An 18,707-nucleotide genomic window follows, 5' to 3' on the forward strand; every position below is an offset into this window, starting at 1 on the left:
CTGCCTATGATGGCCGACCTTCCTCCCTGTGCCTGACGCGCCTGCATGCAACGACGCGACTTCATCCGCAATGCCTCCCTCGCCCTGGCTGCATTCGGCCTGCCGTCCCTGCCCGCGTGCGCGGCCAGCAGGAGCGGCCAGATGGGCCTGCGCCGCCTCGGCCAGCCGCAACCGTTCGACTTCGCTACCCTGAAGGGCCAGGCGCGCGCGCTGGCGCAGGCGCCCTACAAGAGCCACAAGCGGGTGCTGCCGGGCCGTCTGGAAGGACTGGACTGGGACCAGTACCAGTCGATCGGCTACCGCCAGGACCATGCGCTGTGGGCCGACCAGCCCGGCAAGTTCCAGGCCAAGTTCTTCCACCTGGGCCTGTACTTCCATTCGCCGGTGCGCATGTTCGACGTGGTCGACGGCAAGGCGCAGGAACTGGCCTATGACGGCGCGGCGTTCAACTACGGCAAGAGCGGCATCAAGGATGGCGAGCTGCCGGCCGACCTCGGCTTCGCCGGCTTCCGCCTGAACACCCGCAAGGACACTGACCGCGACTTCGCCGCCTTCCTCGGCGCCAGCTACTTCCGCGCGGTAGGCAAGGAAGGCCAGTACGGCCAGTCCGCGCGCGGCCTGGCGATCGACACCGGGATGGGCAAGCCGGAGGAATTCCCGGATTTCATCGCCTACTACCTGGAACAGCCATCGGCTGATTCGGACACGATCGTGGTCTACGGCCTGCTGGATTCACCCAGCGTGGCTGGCGCCTATCGCTTCGCGATCACCAATGGCGACGTGCTGCTGATGGACATCGACAGCGCGCTGTACCCGCGCAAGCCGATCGAGCGGCTCGGCATCGCACCGTGCACCAGCATGTACCAAGTGGGCGAGAACGACCGCCGCATGGCATGGGACTGGCGCCCGGAGATCCACGATACCGATGGCCTGTCGCTGTGGACCGGCGCTGGCGAATGGATCTGGCGGCCGCTGCTGAACCCGCGCAACCTGCGCTTCAACATGTTCGTGGACCGCAACCCGCGCGGCTTCGGCCTGCTGCAGCGCGACCGCAATTTCGACCATTACCAGGACGACGGCGTGTTCTACGAGAAGCGCCCGTGCCTGTGGGTGGAGCCGAAGGGCGAATGGGGCGAGGGCTCGGTGCAGCTGGTGGAGATTCCCACCGTGGACGAGACGTTCGACAACATCGTGGCGTTCTGGAACCCGAAGGAAAAGCCGCAGCCGGGCCAGGAGCTGCTGGTCGGCTACCGCCTGTACTGGGGCGCCGAACCGCCGGCGCGCCCGCCGCTGGCGCACTGCGTAGCCAGCCGCACCGGCCTGGGCGGTGTGGTCGGCAAGAAGCGCGAGTACTTCAGCTGGCGCTTCGCGGTGGACTTCGAAGGGGGCGAGCTGGCCAGCCTGATCGACAAGGGTGAGGTCGAGGCGGTGGTGGAAGCCAGCCGTGGCCGGGTCGAGATCGTGTCGGCGCGCCCGCTGCGCGAGATCAACGGCTATCGCGCGATGTTCGACCTGGTGCCGCCGGAAGGCAGTACCGAGCAGATCGACATCCGCCTGTTCCTGCGCAGTGGTGGCAAGACGCTTACGGAAACCTGGCTGTACCAGTTCACCCCGCCGCCGGCGGGTGCGCCGGAGCGCACGCTGTACTAAGAGGGGTTGGGTTTGCAGGGCTTGCAGCCCTGCACCTGCAGAGGCCAGAGCAACAGCAACAGCCGAAGCAGAAGCTGGTTTCCTGAGGGTAGGCGGGGTGGGTCCGGCGGCGGGAGACGCCGTAAACCCTTCCCTGGGGGCTTGGTCGCGGCATCCATGCCGCGAACACTCCCGCCACCGGACCCACCCCGCCTTCGACAGATCGCCGCGATCTGTCGGAATTGCTCATGGGGTCAGATCCGTTTTACGAAGGAAAACGGATCTGACCCCGGAATTTCATTCGATATCTGACAGATGTGTCGACCAAGGTCGACACCTACCAACAGCCGCGGCCAACTGTCAGAGGTGGGGCGGTGTCGGAGTGCGGGGTGTCAGCCGCATGGATGCGGCTGCCAAGCTTACAGGGACGTACTTGCAGCGTCCCCGCACTCCGACACCGCCCCGCCATCCCACGGAATGCCCGCTGTTGCCGTTGCTGTTGTCTCTGCAGGTGCAGGACTGCAAGCCCTGCAAAAGAACACCCCTTACAGCGGCAGCGGCGCCTGCGCCGGGTCGATCCGCCCTTCGCCGCGGGTGATCTTCTTGAACTCCGCACGGCTGACCGACACGTAGCGATCGTTGCCACCGATCTCCACCTGCGGGCCATCCTGCACGGCGTGGCCATGCTCGTCCACGCGCACGGTCATGGTCGCCTTCTTGCCGCTGTGGCAGATGGTCTTGATCTCCTGCATCTCGTCGGCCCAGGCCAGCAGGTACTGGCTGCCCTCGAACAGCTCGCCGCGGAAGTCGGTACGCAGGCCGTAGCACAGCACCGGAATTCGCAGCTGGTCGACTACCTCGCTGAGCTGCCAGACCTGGGCGCGGGTCAGGAACTGCGCCTCGTCCACCAGCACGCAGCCCATCGGGCCGTTGGCCGCCAGATCCTGCTCCACCCAGCGCTGCAGGTCGGTATCGCGGTCGAAGGCCATGCCATCGGCGCGCAGGCCGATCCGCGAGGCGACCACGCCGGCGCCGGCACGGTCGTCCAGGCGTGGGGTCAGGATCGCCACCCGCATGCCGCGCTCGCGGTAGTTGTGTGCGCTCTGCAGCAGGGTAGTGGTCTTGCCGGCGTTCATCGCCGAGTAGTAGAAGTAGAGCTTGGCCATCGGCCAATTCTAGTCGCCACCCGGCCCGCCGTCGCGGATCTGCTGCGGTGCACCGATCTCGATGCTGGGCGCAAGCGCTGGCCGCCAGTAGTTGTCCTGCAGGCACCAGTAGTCGGCGGCCTTCCAGTAGTCGTTGTCGTAGACGATGTTGCCTGGTGTTGCGATGCCCTGCTCGTCGCCGCGGCGCTGCACGACGACCAGGGCCGAGCTCACGTAGCCGACGCGGCTGCCGGTGATCTGCCGGCGCCCGTCGCTGAGCGCCCGTTCCATGCGGGGCTTGGCTACGCGGTCGCCATAGTCGGCGTATACCTGTTGGCCGCGCTCGATCGCCTGTGCCTGCTGCAGCGGATCAAGGCGTGCCCAGTAGTGTTCCCGCAGGACCAGGAAGTCGTGGTACATACGCTCGGCGGCCAGGTCCATCCAGATGTAGGCCATCACCGGGTCCGGCGCAGTGCCGATACCCTCCTGGTACAGCCTTGCCACCATTGCCTGGGAGAACTTGTCGGCGTAGCGTGCCGAGCGTTTGTAGTAGACCAGGGCCCTGGCGGGCTGTTTATCCTGTTCGGCCCGTTGGGCCATGCTTCGCCAGAAGAGGTCCGGGTGCGAATCGAAAAACCCTCCGGTCAGGACGGTGGGCGGAATCCGTCGCGGGGCCTCAACCGGACATTCCTTTGCGGCGACGGCAGCGGCCGTCGACAGAAGCAGCAACAGGCAGAGTGGAGCGTGTTTCGCCTTCATGATCGCCCTCCTGGCCATGGCCATGGAAAAAAACCAACGTCATCGCCCCGACTTCGCCAACGCCTCGTCCTGCCATTGCCGGTAGGCCACCGGATCCCAGTAACGGGCCAGCTGGTGCTTCTCCGGTTGCAGCACGCGCGGCCCGGCATCGCCGCGGCCCTGGCTGCGCATGGCGCCGCTCCAGCCGGCGCGGCTGCCGGTCTGCTGCATGCTGCCGGCGCGCAGTTCGCGTTCCAGCCGCGGTGTGGCGGCGGGGTCACCGAACTCGGCGTACAGCGCGCGGCCCTCGCGCACCGCGCGCTCGCGTTCGTCGGCGGACAGCGCCTCCCAGAAGCGTTCGCGCTGCACCACCAGCCACTCGGTGCCGCGCTCGGCCGCCAGGTCCATCCACGCGTAGCCCAGGGCGCGGTCAGCCGGGCCGCCTTGCCCGTTCCAGAGCATGTCGGCCAGCGCTGCCTGTGACAGCTTGTCGCCGTAGCGCGCGGCATTGCGGAAGTCGATGCGGGCTTCTTCGTGGCGGCCCCGTTCGCGGGCCTGCATGCCGAGCCCACGGAAGCGCAGGTCCGGATGGTAGACGAGGAACTCGTGCGACTGCAGCACGATCGCTTCATAGGCATCCGTGCGCGGCGGCGGGCCGGACCCGGCCGCAGGCAGGGCCAGCAGGCCGAGCAGGGCGGCCGCAAGCGGACGGGCGATGACAGTCGGGGACATGGACCACGCTCCTGTGTTCCGGTGCCGATTCAATACCTTACGGGCGGGCGCCATGCAAGTCAGGTGGGCCTGCCGGCACCCCGCTACAATCCTGTCCCCATGCACGGTCTGAATCCTCCCCAAGCTGCCGCGGTCCTGCACGTCGAAGGCCCGTTGCTGGTGCTCGCCGGCGCCGGCAGCGGCAAGACGCGCGTGATCGTGGAGAAGATTGCCCACCTGATCGGCTGTGGCCGCTACCCGGCCCGCCGCATCGCTGCGATCACCTTCACCAACAAGTCGGCCAAGGAAATGCGCGAGCGCGTGGCCAAGCGCCTGCGCGAGCAGGACGCCGACGAGGTGACCATCTGTACCTTCCATGCGCTGGGCCTGAAGTTCCTGCAGATCGAACATGCCGCCGTGGGCCTGAAGCGCGGTTTCTCGATCTTCGATGCCGATGATGCCGCCGCGCAGATCAAGGACCTGATGTACGGCGCCAAGCCCGATGACATCGAGGACATGAAGAACCTGGTGTCGCGCGCGAAGAACGCTGGCCTGTCGCCCGAACAGGCGATGGCCGCCGCGCGCAGCAACCGCGAGAAGGAAGCGGCCAGCGTCTACGAGCGCTACCAGCTGCGGCTGACCGCGTTCAATGCGGTCGACTTCGACGACTTGATCCGCCTGCCGGTGCAGATCCTGGAAGAGAACCCGGAGATCGCGCTGGCCTGGCGCGAGCGCATCGGCTACCTGCTGGTGGACGAATGCCAGGACACCAACGACGCGCAGTACCGCCTGCTCAAGCAGCTGGCCGGTGAGAAGGGCAACTTCACCTGCGTCGGCGACGATGACCAGTCGATCTACGCCTGGCGCGGCGCCAACCCGGAAAACCTGCAGCAGATGGGGCGCGATTACCCCACGCTGGAAATCATCAAGCTGGAGCAGAACTACCGCTGCTCCAACCGCGTGCTGCGCGCCGCCAACGCGCTGATCGCCAACAATCCGCATGAGCACCTGAAGAAGCTGTGGAGCGATCAGGCCGACGGCGAACGCATCCGTGTTTGGGAATGCCGCAACAGCGAACATGAAGCGGAGAAGGTCGCCGCCGAGATCGCCTTCGTGGCGCAATCGCGCAACGTGCCGTGGAGTGACTTCTGCATCCTGTTCCGCGGCAACTTCCAGTCGCGCCCGCTGGAAAAGGCGATGCAGCTGCTGCGCATTCCCTATCACCTGACCGGCGGCACCATGTTCCTGGAGCGCCAGGAAGTGAAGGACACGCTGGCCTGGCTGCGCCTGCTGGTGAACCCGGACGACGACACCGCGTTCATGCGTGCGGTGCAGTCACCCAAGCGCGATGTCGGTGCCGGCACGCTGGCCAGGCTGGCCGAACTGGCGCAGGAGAAAGACATGCCGATGGCGCAGGCCGCCGAGGCGATCGGCGCCCTGCAGCAGTTGCCGCCGCGTGCGGCCAACAGCCTGGCGCGTTTCACCGACATCCTGCGCGACCTGCGTGCGCAGATGCGCCAGGTCAGTTCCGGCGACATGATCCGCAAGGTGGCCAAGGAGTCCGGCCTGCTCAGCGAACTTCGCCAGCAGGCCAAGGAAGAAGCCAGTTACCAGCGCCGTGCCAACAACATCGAGGAACTGGCGCAGTGGTTCGAGGGCGGCCCGCGCGGTGCCACTGCGGCCGACCTGGCCGGACAGCTGGCGCTGCTGTCGCGCAGCGACAAGGACGAGGGCGGCAACCAGGTGCGCATGATGACCATGCATGCCTCCAAGGGCCTGGAGTTCCCGTACGTGTTCATCGTCGGCTGCGAGGACGGCGTGCTGCCGCACCAGGTCAGCCTGGACGAGGGCAACCTGCAGGAAGAACGTCGCCTGCTGTACGTGGGCATCACCCGCGCCAAGATCCAGCTGTGGATGAGTTACAGCAAGCTCACGCGCAAGTTTGGCGAGCACGTGCGGCTGAAGCCGAGCCGGTTCTTCGATGAGATCCCGGCCGAGGAGATCCAGCGCGATGGTGCGGACCCGGTGGCCGATGCGGCGCGGAAGAAGGAGCGGGCGAGTGCCGGGTTGGCGGCGATCGAGGCGTTGTTCGATTGACCGGGGCCGGACCGCTTCCCGATGGGAAGGGATCCGATCCCAGCTCACGGCTCTACAATCGGTTTTTCCATTGGAGGTCTGCGCGTGCATCCGATTGAAAGTGAACGCCTGCGCCTGCGTGCGATCGAACCTGATCGCGATGCGGTGCCGATGCTGGCGCTGTTGAACGATCCGGGTTTCCTGCGCTTCATCGGCGACCGTGATGTGCGCAGTGAGGCGCAGGCGCGGGAGTACATCGCGCTGCGGGTGCTGCACAGCTATGCGTTGAACGGGTTCGGCATGTATGCCATCGAGCGCTTGTCCGATGGTGCCTGGCTGGGCAACGCCGGGCTGGTGCGGCGTGATGGCCTGCCGGGGCCGGATATCGGCTATGCGGTGCTTTCGGAATTTGCCGGGCAGGGTTATGCCGGCGAGGCGGCGCGGGCAGTGTTCGCGCATGCACGCGGAGCGCTGGGCCTGCACGATCTGTATGGCATCACCGACCTGGACAACGTGGTGTCCGGAAAGATCCTGCTGGGCCTGGGCATGCAGGAACGCGGGGTGATCCAGCTGCCGGGCGTGGACAGCCCGAGCCGGCTGTATGCCACGCCGGGCGCGGCCGAGGTTTGATCATGATGGGTGCCGACAGTTGGTCTGCACTGCATCGGCAGGACATCCGGTAGTGCCGGCCGCTGGCCGGCAACCCGGGATAGCACTGGGGTCAGAGCCCGCCTTGCGGGATCCGACCCCAGTAGATTGCCTCAACCGCGCAGTTCGGCCAGCTGTGCCTGCAGCTCGGCCACGGCCGCTTCCAGCTGGGCCACGCGCTCGGCCAGGCCCGGGTCGGCCGCATCGCTGCTGCCGCTGCTGCTGGCGTACTTCGCCGCCAGCGCCGCGCCATCCACCTCGCCGCACAGCAGGTGCATGTAGCGGTCTTCGCGCTGGCCACTGGCACGCGGCAGCACCACCAGCAGGGCACGCTGCTGCAGGCGCTCGATGGCATGGCGGGCTTCGTCGGTGTCGGCGAAGCGGTGCAGGCGCTCGCTGCGCGTGACCAGCTCGCCCAGCGTCTGTGGACCGCGCAGCAGCAGCAGCGCCAGCAGCACGGTCTGCTGCCGGGTCAGGTCCAGCGCGGCCTGCAGGCGGTGTTCGTAGCGATCGGCGCGCGAGGAGAAGTGCTGGCGGGCCAGGCCCAACGCCTCCAGCTGGCGCAGCGCGTGCTGCACGCTGCCAGCGTCCACGTTCATCACCGGCTCGCGCGCGGTCTTCTGGTTGGCCGCCGATTGGGCCGCGTTGACCGTCAGCGGGTAGGTGTCCGGGGTGGTCGCCTCCTTCTCCACCAGGCAGCCCAGCAGGCGGGCCTGCACGGCGTCGAGCAGGGGGACGTCAGGGGTCTGGGCGGAATCGGTCATGGCGGCCTCCGGAAGGGCAACGGGTCAACCGCCAAGCATAGCCGTCCCGGGGCCGGCTTTGCCGGTAAAATGCGCCGGTATATCTGATTGCCGGTGAATCCATGCGTCGTCCCGTTTCCCTGTCCCTGACCCTGCTCGCCACTGCGGCGCTGGGCCTGTCCGCCTGCAAGCGCGTGGAGGCGCCCGCCGCCGAAGCCGCGGCCCCGCAGGCGCCCGCTGCCGCCGCCAAGGCCGACGGCGCGCTCGATGCCACCGCCAACGACAACCTCAACGCAGTGCTGTGGATGCAGCGCGCGCAGGAGTACAGGGCGATCACCGAGCAGACCTACCGCGCCGCCGCCGACCACCTGGATGCGGCGTTGAAGGAAGCCCACTGGGATGCGCTGGTGCCGGAAGAGCGCGGCAACGACGCCAAGGGCCTGAAGCCGGCCGTAGTGCTGGACGTGGACGAGACCGTGCTGGACAACTCGCCCTACCAGGCGCGCCTGGTGCGCGACGGCAAGGAATATGACGAACTGACCTGGGACCAGTGGGTAGCCGAAAAGAAGGCCAAGGCGATCCCGGGCGTGGTCGACTTCGCCAAGGCCGCCAATGCCAAGGGCGTGACCCTGCTCTACATCTCCAACCGCGCCGTGCACCTGAAGGACGCGACCCTGGCCAACCTGCGCGAGCAGGGCCTGCCGGTGGCCGACGACAGCGTGTTCCTTGGCCTGGGCACGGTGGTGCCGGGCTGCGAGCAGGCCGGCAGCGAGAAGAACTGCCGCCGCCGCCTGGCAGGGCAGAAGTACCGCGTGCTGATGCAGTTCGGCGACCAGCTGGGTGACTTCGTCGAAGTGACCGCCAACACCAACGACGGCCGTGACGCGCTGCTGCAGCAGTACCACGACTGGTTCGGCGAGCGCTGGTGGATGCTGCCGAACCCGACCTACGGCGGCTTCGAGCCGGCGCAGTTCAACAACGACTACAGCCAGTCGCGCCAGGCCCGCCACGACGCCAAGCGCGCCGCCCTGGACTACGCCCCGTGAGCCGCGCACCGCTGCCGTTGCGCGCCGATGAGCGCCTGATCTTCGCGCTGGACGTGCCTGATCGCGTGCAGGCACTGGACTGGGTCGATCGCCTTGGTGACAGCGTGGCGTTCTACAAGATCGGCATGGAACTGCTCGCCTCCGGCGAGTACTTCCAGGTGCTGGATGAGCTGGCCCGCCGCGACAAGCGCGTGTTCGTCGACCTGAAGTTCTTCGACATCCCGGCGACCGCTGCGGCGGTGATCAAGCGCCTGTCGCAGTGGCCGGTCAGCTACGCCACCATCCATGGCTGGCACCCGGCGATGATGGAGGCCTGCGCGGCCGCCAACAGCAGCGACATGCGGCTGCTGGCGGTGACCGTGCTGACCTCGATGGGGCGCGCCGATCTGGCGCAGATGGGCGTCGACCGCGAGCCGGTGGACGTGGTGGTCGAACGCGCGTTGGCCGCCCAGGCAGCGGGCGTCGATGGCGTGATCGCCTCGGGCCAGGAGGCTGCACCGATCCGTGCCGCGACCGGTAGCGGGTTCTCGATCGTCTGTCCGGGCATCCGTCCCGGTGGTCCGGTCGGCGATGACCAGAAGCGCACCGTTGGCGTGGCCCAGGCCTTCGCCGATGGCGCCGACGCCATCGTGGTCGGACGCCCGATCCGCCTGGCGGCTGATCCGCAGGCCGCTGCGCAGGCAATCCAGCAGGAAATCGCGTCGGCTCTGGCTGCACGCTGAGCCCACCGCTGACGCCGGTCACGCCGGCACCACGAACGCCATTCCGATCCATGCGGGATGGCGTTCGCAATTGTTGGCCTGCGACTGTCGCAGGCAGCGCATTGCACCGAAACTGTGCGCGCGTTCGCGCTGCAGGCTTCATCCCTGCTTCCCAATCGATGCACCGGCACGGACCGCGGCCGCGCCGGTTCCAACCATTGATAGAGGAGTACAGGGATATGTATCGCAGCACCTCTTTGTTCATCGGCCTGTTGTTGGCCGCGTCCGCCGTACCCGCCTTCGCTGCGCCACAGGTGCGCGAAGCACCGCGCATCATCGGCGGTGAAGCAGCGCCGGCTGGCGAGTACCCGTTCATGGTCAGCATCCAGGGCATCTTCGACGGCGATTCGGATCATGACCGCCACTTCTGCGGGGGCACCCTCATCTCGCCTTCGTGGGTGCTGACCGCCGCGCACTGCATGCAGGGGGAAGCGCCGGGCGGCATCGCCGTCGTCGGCAACGCCGCGGCCCTGTCCACCGAAGCCTCGCCCCGCGCCTCCAACGTCAAGGCGATCCACGTCCATCCGGCATTCAACAGCGGCAACTCGTTGGAGCACGACGTGGCCCTGATCCAGCTCAACGCCCCCCTGGACGGTGCACAGCCGGTGGCGCTGCGGCTGCGGCCCGACGCCAGTTATCTCAAGCCGGGCCGCGAATTCACCGTGATCGGCTGGGGCGACACCGACATCGGCGATGGCCGGGTCTACCCGACCCAGCTGCAGACCATGCAGGTGCCGTTCGTGGCATTCGATGAATGCCAGCAGGCCTACGGCGGGGAACTGTCGCGCGGCAAGGTGATCTGCGCCGGCCGCGAGGGCATCGACAGCTGCCAGGGGGACTCCGGCGGGCCGCTGCTGCTGCGCCTGCGTGAGGGCTGGACCCAGTTCGGCATCGTCAGCTGGGGCGAGGGCTGCGCGCTGGCCGGCTATCCGGGGATTTATGCCCGAATCGCCGAAAAACACGCCGTAGATTTCATTGAATCCGTCTGGCAGCACGATTGATTCAATAAAATCAAATACATACATGGTATTACGTGAAGTGTTGCCTTAACTTGAAGGGCAGCGTAGGATCGCCGCCATCCGGTCCTCGGACCGGACATGTGCCACAACACTGTCCTCCGGCCCCGTGCCGGTTTGAAGAGCCTGTGATCCCCGTGATCCGGGCTCTTTTTTTATCCCGCTGGTGGTTCTGGGGTCAGATCCCTTCTGCCTGCCGGCAGAAGGGATCTGACCCCCTTGGTTGGAAACGTGACCGCACGGCTTGCCGCTGTCACGTCGCAGGCCGCAAGATGCGGGCCGGTCCGGGGAGTCCGAGTGCATGAGCGTGGCGGTGCGAGGAAGGTCTGCGCGTGGATGGGGGCTGGCGGCCATGCTGCTGCTGGCCGTTGCGGCATGCCGCGAGTCTGTGAACGATCCGGCCAGGCCGGCGGCCGAACCGGTGGCTGCGGTGCAGGCGATGGCGTTGCGCCTGGCCGAAGATGATCTGGTCGGCTACGTAAAGCTGTCGGTACCGCCAGGCCAGTATCAGCGGCTGCAGCAGGCCTGGGCGGAGGGACACAGCCAGTGGCCGCTGACCGAGCTGCCGCTGGGGGACCAGCTGCTGCCGATGCTGGCCGCGCTGCGCAAGCCCGATGCCAGCACCGAACTGCAGCGCAGCTTCGACCGCCAGCTGGCCGGCCAGGCCAGCGCCGTGCGCCAGGCCGCGCAGTCGATGGGCAATTTCGGGGTGCAGTACCTGCGCCATCAGAAGGGCTACACGCCCGGCCAGCAGGCCCATTACATCGCCCTGGTCGAAACCCTTGCTGTCTGGGCGCAGGGCGCGCCGATCAGTGACCGCGCCCGTGCACGCAGCACCATCGCCGCGCTGGTCGGCGCGGCCGGCAAGGTCGGCTTCGATGACGAGGCTGGCCTGCAGGCGGCTGGCATGGAGGGCAGCCTGCAGCAGCTGGCGCCGTTCATCCACACCCTCAAGGCGGTGCTTGGCAGCTACGGGCTGGGCGTGGATGACGCGCTTCGCAGCGTGCGGGGCGAGCTGCTCTCGGTGGAAGGCGACAATGCGCTGGTACGCCTGCACTATGACCTGGCCGGCCGCGAGATGAGCCTGCAGCTGCCACTGAGCCGGCGCGAGGGCCACTGGTACCTGACCCGTACCCTGGCCGACACCGACGCGCTGCTGCGCAAGGCCGACGCGGCCCGCGCGGCTGCGTCGCCGGCAGCCGCTGACGCCCCCGCCGAAGGTGGGGAAGCGGCAACGCCGCCGCCTAAGCCATAATGGCGCCGATGTCGAAACAGAACCCGCTGCCGTTCCCCGGCGAAGAATCCCAGTTGACGCCCGCCGATACGGTGCCGGCGTCCCCCTCGACCGGTACCGGCCCGAACCCGGTACCGCCGCCCGCGCACGCGCGTCCGGCCGGCCGCCGCCCGCTGTGGGCTCGCCTGCTCGGCCGCCTGGTCGAGCCGTGGCTGTCGCTGAAGATCGAACCGGAAGACCCGGGCCAGTACAACGATGGCCGCCCGGTCATGTACGTGCTGGAAGACTACGGCCTGTCCAACGCGCTGATCCTGGACAAGGCCTGCCGCCAGGCGGGCCTGCCGTCGCCGCTGGTGCCGCTGGCCGGTGACCCGACCGGCCGCAAGCGCGCCTACCTGGCGCTGTCGCGGCGCAGCTCCAGCAACTCGCTGATTCCCGAGCAGCGCGGCGCCAAGACCCACTCCGACTCGCTGGCCAAGGTCCTGCAGGCGCACCGCGTGCGCGATGACCTGGACGTGCACCTGGTGCCGGTGTCGATCTTCGTCGGCCGCGCCCCGGACAAGCAGAGCGGTTGGTTCGCGGTGCTGTTCTCGGAAAACTGGGCACTGGTCGGCCGCTTCCGTCGCCTGCTGGCGGTGCTGCTCAACGGCCGCAGCACCATCGTCCGCTTCGCCCCGCCGATCTCCCTGCGCAACACCGTGGATGAAGGCCTGGAGCCGGAGCGCACGGTGCGCAAGCTGCAGCGCGTGCTGCGTACGCACTTCCGACGCATCCGTGAATCGGTGATCGGGCCCGACCTGTCGACCCGGCGCCTGCTGGTGGACCAGGTGCTGGCCGCCGAGCCGGTACGCGAAGCGATCGCCGCACAGGCCAAGCGCGACAACTCAAAGCCGGCCGATGCCTGGAAGAAGGCACACGCCTACGCCTGGGAAATCGCTGCGGACTATTCCAGCCCGGTAGTGCGCTCGGCCAGCTTCATGCTCAGCCACGTGTGGAACCGCATCTATGCGGGCGTGCTGGTGCACCACCTGGACAAGTTCAAGGCCGCCGCGCCGGGGCACGAAGTGGTCTACGTGCCCAGCCACCGCAGCCACATGGACTACCTGCTGCTGTCCTACCTGCTGTACGACCGTGGCATCGTGCCGCCGCACATCGTGGCCGGCATCAACCTGAACCTGCCGGTGGTCGGCACCCTGCTGCGCAAGGGCGGTGCATTCTTCATCCGCCGCTCGATCCGTGGCAACGCGCTGTACTCGGCGGTGCTCAGCGAATACGTCGCGCAGCTGGTGGCCGGCGGCTACTCGCTGGAGTACTTCGTCGAAGGCGGCCGCTCGCGTACCGGCCGGCTGCTGCAGCCCAAGGGCGGCATGATCTCGATGACGCTGCGCGCGTTCCTGCGCCAGCCGCGCAAGCCGGTGCTGTTCCAGCCCATCTACATCGGCTACGAGAAGCTGATGGAAGGCGGCAGCTACCTGGACGAACTGTCCGGCCGGCCGAAGGAGAAGGAATCGATCTGGTCGCTGCTGTGGGGCATCCCCAAGGTGCTCAAGCAGAACTACGGCCAGGTGGTGGTGAACTTCGGCGAGCCGATCGCGCTGAACGACGTGCTGGCCGAGAAGGCGCCGGAGTGGAAGGGCGAGGCGGTGTCCGAGGACGAAAAGCCGGCCTGGCTGTCGACCACGGTGGACACGCTGGCCGAACGCATCCAGGTGCGCATCAATGGCGCCGCCGACGTCAACCCGATCAACCTGCTGGCGCTGGCCCTGCTGTCCACGCCGAAGCACGCGATGGGCGAGGCCGACCTGATCGCGCAGATCGAACTGTGCAAGACCCTGCTGGTCGAGATGCCGTACTCGGACCGGGTGACGGTGACGCCGCACTCGCCGGAGCGGATCATCGCCCACGCCGAGGAAATCAACGTCCTCACCCGCATCAAGCACCCGCTGGGCGATGTGCTCAGCGTCAGTGGCGACACCGCAGTGCTGCTGAGCTACTTCCGCAACAACGTGGTGCACCTGTTCACCGCCTCGTCGTGGGTGGCCTGCTGCTTCCAGAACAACCGCCGCATGAGCCGCACCGGCCTGGTCCAGCTGGGCCGTACGGTGTACCCGTTCCTCCAGGCCGAGCTGTTCCTGCCGTGGAGCGAGGACGAGTTCGCCCAGCGCATCGACCGGACCATCGATGTGTTCGTGCGCGAGGGCCTGCTGCAGAACGTCAACGATGACGACGGCGGCATCCTGGCGCGCAACACCGGGCAGACCGACGAGGTGTTCCGCCTGCGCGCGATCGGCCATTCGCTGCAGCAGGCGTTCGAGCGCTATTACATTGCCATCTCGGTGCTGGTGAAGAACGGCCCCGGCGTGCTCGGCGCTGCCGAGCTGGAAAGCCTGTGCCAGCAGGCCGCGCAGCGGCTGAGCCTGCTCTATGCGCCGGCCGCGCCGGAGTTCTTCGACAAGTCCCTGTTCCGTGGCTTCATCCAGAAGCTGCGCGAACTGCGCCTGGTGTGGCCGGACGAGAACAGCAAGCTGCTGTTCGACGAGCGCCTGGATGCCTGGGCCAAGGATGCCAAGTTCATCCTGGGCCGTGAGCTGCGCCACACCATCGAACGGGTCAGCCCGGAAGCGGCCCGCCCGGACGAGCCTGCGCCGCAGGATTGAAGGCAGCGCCGGGTCCTGCCCGGCGAACGACATGCCAACCAAGGTTGGCATCTACCGGGGCGAAGCAGTAGGTCCACGCCATGCGTGGATGGGCCACCGCTCAGGCCGGCTCGTCGGGAATCTGCAGGCTTTCCAGCCTGGCGATGCAGTCCTTCAGCTGCAGCTTGCGCCGCTTCAGGCGCTTGGACTCCAGCTCGTCCTCGCCGTTGGCGGCCATGCGGGTGATCTGTTCATCCAGCAGGCGGTGCTCGGCGCGCAGGGCGACGAGGCGCTCGACGATCTCGGCGGGGCTGTAGGTGTCCACAGCCTCCGAGCATACACAGCGATGATGACCGCCGGGAGAGGGGAATCCCGATCCCCGGCCGGGGCGGCTCCGAGCCGTTAGAATGGAACCCATGAGTGCCGTGATTTCCCTTCCCGATCCCCCACCGCGCGCCGCCCGCGATCCGCGCGTGGCCGAGCGCGAGCAGCACAAGCTGGCCAAGCGCCTGCGCCGCCAGGTCGGCGAGGCGATTGCCGACTTCGGCATGATCGAGGCCGGCGACAAGGTCATGGTGTGCCTGTCCGGCGGCAAGGACAGCTACACCCTGCTGGACGTGCTGCTGCAGCTGCAGAAGAAGGCGCCGGTGCCGTTCGAGCTGGTGGCGGTGAACCTGGACCAGAAGCAGCCGGACTTCCCCGAGCACGTGCTGCCGGAATACCTGGCAGGCCTGGGCGTGCCGTACCACATCATCGAGCAGGACACCTATTCGGTGGTCAGCCGGGTCATCCCGGAAGGCAAGACCATGTGTTCGCTGTGCTCGCGCCTGCGTCGTGGCGCGCTGTACAACTACGCCGAGACCCACGGCTTCACCAAGATCGCGCTGGGCCACCACCGCGACGACATGGTGGCCACGTTCTTCATGAACCTGTTCCACCACGCCAAGCTGTCGGGCATGCCGCCGAAGCTGCGCAGCGACGACGGCAGGCACGTGGTGATCCGGCCGCTGGCCTACGTGCGCGAGAGTGACATCGTCGAGTACGCGCAGGCACGCCGGTTCCCGATCATTCCCTGCAACCTGTGCGGCAGCCAGGAGAACCTGCAGCGCCGCCAGGTCGGCCTGATGCTGAAGCAATGGGAAAAGGACCACCCGGGCCGCATCGAGCAGATCGCGCGCGCCATGGGTGAAGTCCGGCCCTCGCAGCTGGCCGACACCACCCTGTTCGACTTCATGGCGCTGGGCCGTCGCGACGACGCGCCGCTGCCCGACGCCCATGCCTGGCTGGCCGGCTCCCCGGCCGACGCCGACGCAGATCCCGAGACGCCCACCGTTTAAGGTCGGGCGCCCTTCCTCTTCGCCATCCGGAATTCCATGTTCTTTCGCAACCTGACGTTCTTCCGTTTCCCGACCACCACCGATTTTTCCGAAGTCGACACCCTGCTGCCGCACGCCCTGCTGAAGCCGGTCGGCGCGCTGGAAATGAATTCGCGCGGCTTCATCTCGCCGTTCGGCCGCGAGGAGAAGGAACTGCTCTCCCACCGCATCGCCGAACACCTGTGGCTGACCGTGGGCGGCGAGGACAAGATCCTGCCGGCGGCGGTGGTCAACGACCTGCTCGAGCGCAAGCTGGAGGAGATCGAGGAGAAGGAAGGCCGCCGCCCGGGTGGCCGCGAGCGCAAGCGGATGAAGGACGACCTGCTGCATGAACTGCTGCCGCGCGCCTTCGTGAAGTCCTCGCGCAATGATGCCTTCATCGACCTGCAGCACGGCTACGTGGCGGTGGATACCTCCAGCCGCAAGACCGGCGAGTACTTCATGTCCGACATCCGCGGCCTGCTCGGCAGCTTCCCGGCGATGCCGCTGAACGCCGAAGTCGCACCGCGTTCGATCCTGACCGGCTGGATCGCCGGCGAGCCGCTGCCGACCGGGCTGAGCCTGGGCGAAGAGTGCGAGATGAAGGATCCGGTGGAAGGCGGCGCCGTGGTCAAGTGCCAGCACCAGGAACTGCGCTGCGACGAGATCGACAAGCATCTGGACGCGGGCAAGCAGGTGACCAAGCTGGCGCTGATCTTCGAGGACAACCTGTCCTTCGTGATCGGCGACGACCTGATCGTGCGCAAGCTGAAGTTCCTCGACGGCGCACTGGACCAGCTGGAGCATGCCGACGAAGACGGCCGCCGCGCCGAGTTCGACGCCCGCTTCGCCCTGCAGAGCGCCGAGATCCGCCGCCTGTTCCTGTTGCTGGAAGAAGCGTTCAAGCTCAGCAAGGCTGACTGAACAGGCACCCTGTGGGCCGCCGGTCATCCGGCGGCCCGAAGCAGCGCTATGCTGGGCGCATGAGCCGTCTGCTGCGCCGCCTGATCAGCCCGACCCCGCCCGCTACCGTGCAGCGCGACACCGTTCGCCTGCGCCTGGAGGATGCCGAGATCGAGGTGCTGCGCGTGCGCGATCCGCGCGCGCGCCGGATCAAGCTGAGCGTGGACGAGCGCGGCGCACGGTTGACGCTGCCGCCGCGGGCCAGCCTGGTGATGGGCGAGCGATTCCTGGAACAGCACCGCGACTGGTTGGCGCTGCAGCTGCGCCAGTACCAGAGCCAGGGCCTGCCCGCCCCGTTGCAGCCGGGCGAGGACGGCGTGCTGCCACTGCGCGGCGACCTGTTGCCGCTGCGCTGGCAGGAAGGCCGCTATGCGCGGCTGGAGATCGATGAACACGGCGCCTGCGTGCAGTGGCCGACCCGTGCCGGCGATGCCACCCTGCGCCGCCTGCTGCGCGAGTTCTACGAAGCACAGACCCGCGCCGATGTCGGCCGCTGGCTGCCGAAGTACCTGCCCACCCTGCCACGTGCACCCAGCCGCCTGCGGCTGAAGGTGATGTCTTCGCAGTGGGGCTCGCTGGCGCCGGACGGCAGCATGGCACTGGACCTGGCACTGGTGCTGGGGCGCCCTGAAGCATTCGAGTATGTGCTGGTGCACGAACTCTGCCACCTGATCCAGCCGAATCATTCGCCCGCGTTCTGGTACGAAGTGGAACAACGTTTCCCCGCGTGGCGCGAGCAGCGCGACTACTTCCAGCTGGAAGGGCGCAGGCTGAAGGCGATGCTTCGCCAGCTGCTGTAGAGCCGAGCCGATGCTCGGCTGACGCGCGTGGCGCGGATATCCAGCCCTCGCGATCGACAGCAGCCGAGCATGGCTCGGCTCTACAAAAGCGCGCGCAGCGCGCGACCCGCTCCTGCTCTTCCTTCTTTCTTCCGTGATGGGCACACAGGAAACTGTCCGTGGCCGGGCGGGGTGGGTTGCGCAGGGGCGTGAGCCGCATGGATGCGGCGACCGAGCTTGCAAGGACGTACTTGCAGCGACCCCTGCGCAATCCACCCCGCCCGGCAGAGCACGGCTTCTGATTTGAACGACCCACCACGAGGGGCTCAGCCGTTGGCCGAAACCCTCACCCCGCCCGCAACGCCGCCGCTGCCGCCCAGCGTGCCGCCACCCGCGGCGCCGTGATGCACACCGCCTGGTCGGTCACCGTCGTCACCGCGCGCTCCAGCAGCTGGATATCGGCCTCGTGCTGGCGTGCCACATGCGGGTCCTCGAAGAAGATCGCGCGCTGGCAGCGCCCCTCCAGCACCCGGTCGGCAATCTGTGCATCGCCGCCCATCGGGCCGCTCTGGTAACGCGTCACCCACGGCGTATCGCTGGGCCAACCCCGGCTCCAGGCCAGCTCGTTCAAGCGCTGCCCGGTGGTGCCCGTCGCAACGCGTTGGCCAAACCGGGCCAGCACATCGAAGTGTTCATCGGCGAAGGCCAGCATCGCCGGCTTCATCGCATCATGCGCGATCAGCGCCAGCGTCTGCCCCTGGAAGGCATGCAGGTCGTCGGCACCGGTGTCGGCAGCCAGCCCGGCGTGGATGCGCTCCACCTCGATCCAGTCGCGTGCAGTGGCCACGGTTGAAATGAACGGCTTGCCGTGGATCACGCACTGCCGCTTGAGCGCGGTTGCTTCCGGAAACACCGAGGACGGATCGACCGGGTCGATCAGGTAGATCGCACCGTCCAGTGTCCGCTCCGGCCCCATGCCGACCACTTCGGCCACCAGCTTCATCAGGCCTCCCTCGCGCCCGTAGGGATACCGGTGCAGGCCGCCGTAGCCGGCCAGGAATCCCTGCCGTTCGATTGCATCGTGGGTGCGCCCGACCGCATGCAGTGACACCCCCAGTTCGCGCAGGCCTGCCTCGCTGGCACGCAGCCAGCGGAACAGCGCCGCGCGCGCATCGTGGTGATGGAGACGGTTGGCAGCCAGGCCGATACGCATCGAGCGCTCCGTAG

The 18,707-nt window shown here is 67.6% G+C and carries 17 protein-coding genes; 11 read left to right on the forward strand and 6 right to left on the reverse strand.

Going from position 1 to position 18,707, the window contains the following annotated elements; genetic code table 11:
* The first annotated feature begins 45 nt into the window (after positions 1-45).
* A complete protein-coding gene (locus AC5P5W_RS13115; RefSeq protein ID WP_164077257.1) occupies positions 46-1,650 on the forward strand; it encodes a glucan biosynthesis protein in 1,605 nt (534 codons plus the stop codon).
* A 524-nt stretch (positions 1,651-2,174) separates the two neighbouring features.
* On the opposite strand, the gene AC5P5W_RS13120 is transcribed toward AC5P5W_RS13115, so the two are convergent.
* The 3 genes from AC5P5W_RS13120 to AC5P5W_RS13130 are packed head-to-tail and all read right to left on the reverse strand — an operon-like array spanning position 2,175 to position 4,244.
* A complete protein-coding gene (locus AC5P5W_RS13120) occupies positions 2,175-2,795 on the reverse strand; it encodes a thymidine kinase (protein ID WP_008264720.1) in 621 nt (206 codons plus the stop codon).
* Positions 2,796-2,804: 9 nt separating this feature from the next.
* The gene (locus tag AC5P5W_RS13125) at positions 2,805-3,533 is read right to left on the reverse strand and encodes an SEL1-like repeat protein (protein WP_032962363.1); all 729 of its coding nucleotides are present in this window, start codon (positions 3,531-3,533) and stop codon (positions 2,805-2,807) included.
* Positions 3,534-3,572: 39 nt separating this feature from the next.
* On the reverse strand, positions 3,573-4,244 hold the full coding sequence (locus AC5P5W_RS13130) for an SEL1-like repeat protein (protein WP_014645443.1): 672 nt from the start codon (positions 4,242-4,244) through the stop codon (positions 3,573-3,575).
* 99 nt (positions 4,245-4,343) lie between these two features.
* On the opposite strand from AC5P5W_RS13130, the gene AC5P5W_RS13135 reads away from it, so the two are divergent.
* Both AC5P5W_RS13135 and AC5P5W_RS13140 read left to right on the forward strand, forming a co-directional pair.
* Positions 4,344-6,320: a UvrD-helicase domain-containing protein gene (locus tag AC5P5W_RS13135; RefSeq protein WP_197574340.1), complete on the forward strand. Its 1,977-nt coding sequence runs from the start codon at positions 4,344-4,346 to the stop codon at positions 6,318-6,320.
* A gap of 84 nt (positions 6,321-6,404) precedes the next feature.
* The gene (locus tag AC5P5W_RS13140) at positions 6,405-6,929 is read left to right on the forward strand and encodes a GNAT family N-acetyltransferase (protein WP_032962369.1); all 525 of its coding nucleotides are present in this window, start codon (positions 6,405-6,407) and stop codon (positions 6,927-6,929) included.
* Positions 6,930-7,060: 131 nt separating this feature from the next.
* Here AC5P5W_RS13140 and AC5P5W_RS13145 read toward each other — a convergent pair whose 3' ends face one another.
* Positions 7,061-7,711, reverse strand: coding sequence for a YceH family protein (locus tag AC5P5W_RS13145; RefSeq protein WP_014645449.1), 651 nt, complete (start codon positions 7,709-7,711; stop codon positions 7,061-7,063).
* Between the two features lie 101 nt (positions 7,712-7,812).
* Here AC5P5W_RS13145 and AC5P5W_RS13150 point away from each other — a divergent pair, with 101 nt between their 5' ends.
* The 5 genes from AC5P5W_RS13150 (at position 7,813) to plsB (ending at position 14,404) form a co-directional block, all read left to right on the forward strand.
* On the forward strand, positions 7,813-8,736 hold the full coding sequence (locus AC5P5W_RS13150; protein WP_032962372.1) for a 5'-nucleotidase, lipoprotein e(P4) family: 924 nt from the start codon (positions 7,813-7,815) through the stop codon (positions 8,734-8,736).
* Positions 8,733-9,458, forward strand: a complete 726-nt coding sequence (gene pyrF / locus AC5P5W_RS13155; protein ID WP_014645451.1) for an orotidine-5'-phosphate decarboxylase — start codon at positions 8,733-8,735, stop codon at positions 9,456-9,458. Before AC5P5W_RS13150 ends, pyrF begins: the two co-directional genes overlap by 4 nt.
* A gap of 218 nt (positions 9,459-9,676) precedes the next feature.
* Entirely contained in the window at positions 9,677-10,498 is an 822-nt protein-coding gene (locus AC5P5W_RS13160) for a S1 family peptidase (RefSeq protein ID WP_495221192.1), read from the forward strand.
* A 316-nt stretch (positions 10,499-10,814) separates the two neighbouring features.
* Positions 10,815-11,768: a hypothetical protein gene (locus AC5P5W_RS13165; protein ID WP_197574339.1), complete on the forward strand. Its 954-nt coding sequence runs from the start codon at positions 10,815-10,817 to the stop codon at positions 11,766-11,768.
* Positions 11,768-14,404 carry a glycerol-3-phosphate 1-O-acyltransferase PlsB gene (gene plsB / locus AC5P5W_RS13170; RefSeq protein WP_495221194.1) on the forward strand — a complete coding sequence of 879 codons (2,637 nt, stop codon included), beginning with the start codon at positions 11,768-11,770 and terminating at the stop codon, positions 14,402-14,404. The genes AC5P5W_RS13165 and plsB overlap by 1 nt, the downstream gene beginning before the upstream one ends.
* 100 nt (positions 14,405-14,504) lie before the next feature.
* On the opposite strand, the gene AC5P5W_RS13175 is transcribed toward plsB, so the two are convergent.
* A complete protein-coding gene (locus AC5P5W_RS13175; protein WP_032962381.1) occupies positions 14,505-14,708 on the reverse strand; it encodes a YdcH family protein in 204 nt (67 codons plus the stop codon).
* 91 nt (positions 14,709-14,799) lie between these two features.
* Here AC5P5W_RS13175 and ttcA point away from each other — a divergent pair, with 91 nt between their 5' ends.
* Genes ttcA through AC5P5W_RS13190 form a run of 3 tightly spaced genes read left to right on the forward strand, consistent with a single transcriptional unit; the run spans position 14,800 to position 17,501 of the window.
* Complete coding sequence (gene ttcA / locus AC5P5W_RS13180; RefSeq protein WP_032962383.1) at positions 14,800-15,720, forward strand: tRNA 2-thiocytidine(32) synthetase TtcA; 921 nt, start codon at positions 14,800-14,802, stop codon at positions 15,718-15,720.
* A 36-nt stretch (positions 15,721-15,756) separates the two neighbouring features.
* Entirely contained in the window at positions 15,757-16,662 is a 906-nt protein-coding gene (locus AC5P5W_RS13185) for a recombination-associated protein RdgC (protein WP_005411825.1), read from the forward strand.
* Between the two features lie 59 nt (positions 16,663-16,721).
* A complete protein-coding gene (locus tag AC5P5W_RS13190; RefSeq protein ID WP_111205511.1) occupies positions 16,722-17,501 on the forward strand; it encodes a M48 family metallopeptidase in 780 nt (259 codons plus the stop codon).
* Positions 17,502-17,826: 325 nt separating this feature from the next.
* Here AC5P5W_RS13190 and AC5P5W_RS13195 read toward each other — a convergent pair whose 3' ends face one another.
* Entirely contained in the window at positions 17,827-18,693 is an 867-nt protein-coding gene (locus tag AC5P5W_RS13195) for a methylglyoxal synthase (protein WP_014035467.1), read from the reverse strand.
* Positions 18,694-18,707: the final 14 nt, after the last annotated feature.

It is taken from the genome of Stenotrophomonas sp. YJH_SMC_123 (assembly GCF_059368215.1).